Source organism: Frankia sp. CcI156, assembly GCF_001983015.1.
Taxonomy (GTDB): domain Bacteria; phylum Actinomycetota; class Actinomycetes; order Frankiales; family Frankiaceae; genus Frankia; species Frankia casuarinae.
Genome location: NZ_MOMD01000075.1, coordinates 1 through 2695 on the forward strand (window position 1 = coordinate 1; position 2695 = coordinate 2695).

Annotated in this window: 4 protein-coding genes and 1 pseudogene; all 5 read left to right on the forward strand. The window is 67.3% G+C overall.

What is annotated here, in order from left to right:
* Positions 1-124: 124 nt before the first annotated feature.
* Positions 125-352 (forward strand): DUF433 domain-containing protein, encoded by a 228-nt coding sequence (locus CcI156_RS21375; protein ID WP_023842258.1) that lies wholly within the window; start codon positions 125-127, stop codon positions 350-352.
* Positions 349-717 (forward strand): DUF5615 family PIN-like protein, encoded by a 369-nt coding sequence (locus tag CcI156_RS21380; RefSeq protein ID WP_011438451.1) that lies wholly within the window; start codon positions 349-351, stop codon positions 715-717. The genes CcI156_RS21375 and CcI156_RS21380 overlap by 4 nt, the downstream gene beginning before the upstream one ends.
* 111 nt (positions 718-828) lie before the next feature.
* Positions 829-1020, forward strand: a pseudogene (locus CcI156_RS27180) (IS6 family transposase); the annotation flags it as partial.
* Between the two features lie 22 nt (positions 1021-1042).
* Positions 1043-1270: a hypothetical protein gene (locus CcI156_RS21390; protein WP_175637642.1), complete on the forward strand. Its 228-nt coding sequence runs from the start codon at positions 1043-1045 to the stop codon at positions 1268-1270.
* A complete protein-coding gene (locus tag CcI156_RS21395) occupies positions 1248-2546 on the forward strand; it encodes a recombinase family protein (protein WP_076807820.1) in 1299 nt (432 codons plus the stop codon). The genes CcI156_RS21390 and CcI156_RS21395 overlap by 23 nt, the downstream gene beginning before the upstream one ends.
* The last annotated feature ends 149 nt before the right edge of the window (positions 2547-2695 follow it).

The window sequence follows — 2695 nt, forward strand, 5'->3', positions numbered from 1 at the left end:
CGGCGACTTTCCTCGGCCGATGTGTCTGGCCACATGCTGCGGGAGGCGCGGTGCCCAACCCTGGGGGGAGCCTCCGCCGGACGCAACAGCGTCCCTGTTGAGGGTCCGCCGTAGACTCGTGGTTATGACCACCGCCAGCCGCATCACGGCTGACCCGGCCATCATGGCGGGCGCGCCGGCGATTCGCGGTACCCGGGTTACTGTGTCCGCGGTGCTGGGCCAGCTTGCGGCTGGCTCGACGGTCGAGGAACTGCTCGCCGACTACCCGTCGCTCACCCGCGACGACGTGCTCGCAGCTCTCGCGTTCGCCGCGGAGACGATGCCGCAAGAGCGCCCGTTCATCGCCGCATGAGGTTTCTCGTCGACGAGAACCTCTCGCCGCGGGTCGCCGAACTGCTGTGCGACAAAGGCATCGACACGACACACGTCCTCGATCACGGGCTCGGTGGTTCCCCTGACACCGAGGTCAGCACGTTCGCCGTCACCGAGAGACGTTCGATCATCTCCGCCGACAGCGACTTCACTACTTTGCTCGCGCTCAGCCGCGGCACCGCTCCCTCGCTCGTCCTGCTCCGCTCCGGCGACCAGCTCAAGCCCGACGCGCAAGCCGCCCTGTTGCTGGCAAACCTGCCCGCGCTGGAAGACGATCTCGAACAGGGCGTGGTCGTTTCGCTCAGCACCACCCACGTGCGGGTCCGTCGACTCCCGCTCCGCTGAGCACTGCTGCGCCCGATCCGGCCCGTAGTCTGCCTGCAGATCCCGCACCAGGGGTCTGTTGCATCGGCGGAGTCCGCTGTCCCGCGGCCGCCGATCGGTCATGATCGAGTGATGCGTCGACGTCGTGCCTGTCYACCGGTCCCGACATCGGAGTTCGCCGGGTTCCGGTTCCCACCCGAGGTGATCATCCTGGCAGTCCGYTGGTACCTGCGGTACGCCCTGTCCTACCGGGATGTCGAGGAGCTCCTCGCCGAACGCGGCCTCGACGTTGACCACGTCACCGTCTACCGGTGGGTGCAACGATCGCACGAACTACACTTTTTGTATGGCAAAGTTGAACGGTTTGCGACTTGGTCTGTACACCCGGTACTCGGAACTGGTCGGTGGGGATGACGCGCTAGAACGCCAGGACGAAGACGGGTACGAGTTCGCCGAGGAGAACGGCGMGACGATCGAGAAGGTCTACCAGGAGAAGAAGTCCGCCTGGAAGAAGAAGACGATCGTGTTGGAAGACGGCACGATGATCTCGTGTGATCCGCCCGGACTACGCTGAATTGTTGGCCGATCTGCGGTCCGGGTTCCTGGACGGGGCGATCGTGTGGGACCTGGACCGTCTCACCCGGGACCTACGCGATCTGGAAGACGCGATCGAAGTCGTCGAGCTGTACGGCCGCCCGATCGTCGGGCCCGGRGTCGATCTGACCACCGAGTACGGGAAGGCGAACGCCCGCGCGCAGGCGGTCGCGGCGAACAAGGCCAGCGCGGACACCTCCCGCCGGGTCCGCCGGTCCCACAAGCAGCGCGCCGAACGAGGAGTGCCGGTGGGGGGCAGCCGTCCGTTCGGCTGGAAGGACGACAAACGCACGTTGGATCTCACCGAGGCCGCGATCCTGCGGGAAGGGGCCCGCAGAATCCTGGCCGGGGTGCCGGTCATTGACCTGGTGAACGAGTGGAACGCCGCCGGTGTCCGCGGGACCCGGGGGAAGAAGTGGACCAAGAGCAGCGTGTTGAAGGTCTACCGCAACCCCCGGATCTGCGGCCTACGCGGCCGGGGGGTCGAGGAACCCAACGTCAACGGCCATGTTGCGAAGTACATGCAGGTCGTCACCCGCAAGGAACGCACCCCGGACGGGCGGACCATCGAAGTCCCGGTGAAGGGCCAGTGGAAAGCRATCATCGGTGTACGCCGGTGGGAACAGGTGATCGCCAAGATCGGGGGCCGGACCTATGCCCAGCAGGGRCATAACTCCCGCCGCTACCTGCTCAGCGGCGTGGTGGCGTGCGGCCGGTGTGGCCGGTCGATGTTCGGGTCACCGCCGTACCGGGAACGCAAGCACGCGATCTACCGGTGCCCCGCGCCGACGCAGGGAGGGTGCGGGAAGGTCTCCCGCCACGGCCCCCACACCGATGATCATATTCTGGCGGCGCTGTTCAACAAGATCGAGTTGGAGACCGCGAGCGCCGTGGTGGAGGTTGCCCCGTGGGAGGGGGAAGCCGCGCTGGCCGAGGTGCAGGAGAGCATCACCGCGACCCGGGCCGCGTGGACGTCGGTKCCCCGGCGGATCTCCCCGAAGGACTACTTCCCGACCATGGAGGAGCTCCGAGCCCAGGAAGAAGCACTCCTGAAGGAACGCAACGATCATCTCGTAGCCACCGCGAACGCGCACGCCCGCCCCGCCGATGTCCGCGCCGAGTGGGACACCTACTCGCTTGCCCGCCAACGCGCGATCATCAAAGAGCATCTGATCGCCGTGGTCGTTCACCCCGCCGGCAGGGGCCGCAGGTTCGACCCCGACCTGTTGGACCCGGTCTGGCGAGAAGAGACCTAACCGCCGGGATCGTCGGCCAGGACCAGCCCGAGCAGCGCCGCGACCCGGCGCCGTTTCTCCCGCGACCACACCGGAGCCGCCAACGCCTGACGCCGCCCCCATTCCTCCGCCGCATCGGAGAACACCCGCCGAGACCGCGCCGAACCCGG